The organism is Bradyrhizobium pachyrhizi (assembly GCF_001189245.1).
Lineage (GTDB): Bacteria > Pseudomonadota > Alphaproteobacteria > Rhizobiales > Xanthobacteraceae > Bradyrhizobium > Bradyrhizobium pachyrhizi.
Genome location: NZ_LFIQ01000084.1, coordinates 154,414 through 155,906, shown reverse-complemented (window position 1 = coordinate 155,906; position 1,493 = coordinate 154,414). Strand labels below are relative to the sequence as shown.

At 65.2% G+C, this 1,493-nt stretch carries 1 protein-coding gene; it reads right to left on the bottom strand.

The genetic code is table 11. The features are described from left to right. Positions 1-148: 148 nt before the first annotated feature. Positions 149-1,493: methyl-accepting chemotaxis protein (locus AKL29_RS19500; RefSeq protein ID WP_244482185.1), on the bottom strand; the 1,345-nt coding region annotated here is incomplete at its 5' end.

Genomic DNA, 1,493 nt, shown 5'->3' with positions numbered 1-1,493 from the left:
TCGGGCGCGCTTTCGCGCGACCCGTTGGCTCGCAATGACATGGGTGCGACGGCCGTTCTATACTCTTTCAACACGGGAGGAAGGCGCGTCTCGAAGGATGCACGGCCCCCAGCCCGGGCCGCCCATCCTTCGAGGATCGCACCGTGGCTTACGCTGCGAGTTCGGCAGAGGCGCGCTGCATGTTGGTGGACATGTCCTGCGTCACGATGCTCTGCTCCTCGACCGCGGCGGCGGTCGAGGCGATGTATTCGTTGACGCCGGCGATCGCCGCCTTGATCTCGGACAGCGAGCTCACCACTTCGGCGGCGATCGAGTTCAGCGCGTCGATTTCCGAGGAGATCGTGTCGGTCGCCTGCTTGGCCTGATTGGCGAGGCTCTTCACCTCGGAGGCGACCACCGCGAAGCCGCGCCCGGCTTCGCCCGCACGCGCCGACTCGATCGTGGCGTTGAGCGCCAGCAGGTTGATCTGCCCGGTGATGCTCGAGATCATCTCGACGATGCCGCTCATCGCCTGCGCTGCGGCATTGAGCTTCTGCGCTTGCCCGTCGGCAGCCTCCACCCGGCCGGTGGCGACCGCGGCGTTCTGCTTCGACTTGGTCATGGTTTCCGAGATCTCGCGGATCGAGGCGCTCATCTCCTCGCTGCCGGCGGCGACCGCCTCGATCAGGCCGCGCGCGCTGTCGGCCTTCTTGCGGCCGATCGCCTGCGCGGTGATGTCGGTGGCGTACTTCACCACCTTGTAGGGCTTGCCGTTGAGATCGAGGATCGGGTTGTAGGAGGCCTGGATCCAGATCTCGCGGCCACCCTTGGCGATGCGCTTGTATTCGGCGGCCTGGAATTCGCCGCGGTTCAGCGCGCCCCAGAACTCGCGGTAGCCGGCCGCGCTCGCTTCAGTGGGCTCGACGAACATGCTGTGATGCTTGCCCTGGATCTCGGCAAGCGAATAGCCCATTGCGGCGAGGAAGTTCGGGTTCGCGGTGCGGATCGTGCCGTCCATGTTGAACTCGATCACCGCCTGCGACTTGCCGATCGCATCGATCTGGCCATCATTGTCGGCGGTTTTCACCTTCTGCTGCGTGACGTCGGTGGCGAACTTGACGACCTTGAACGGCTTGCCGCGGTCGTCGAGGATCGGGTTGTAGGTGGCGAGGATCCAGATTTCCTTGCCGCCCTTGCCGAGCCGCTTGAATTCGCCGGCCTCGAACGCGCCCCGGTTCAGCCGCGCCCAGAAATCGCGATAGGCCACGCTGTCGCGGTCGGCGGGCGGCACGAACATGCTGTGGTGCTTGCCCTGGATCTCGGCGAGCGAATAGCCCATAGCGCCGAGGAAGTTCTCGTTGGCCTTGACGATGGTGCCGTCCATGTCGAACTCGATCACCGCCTGCGCCCGGCCGATCGCGGCGATCTTGCCGGCATCCTCCATGCTGTGGATCTTCTGCGCGGTGATGTCGGTGGCGAACTTGATCACGCCGACCGGCTTGCCACCCTTGTCA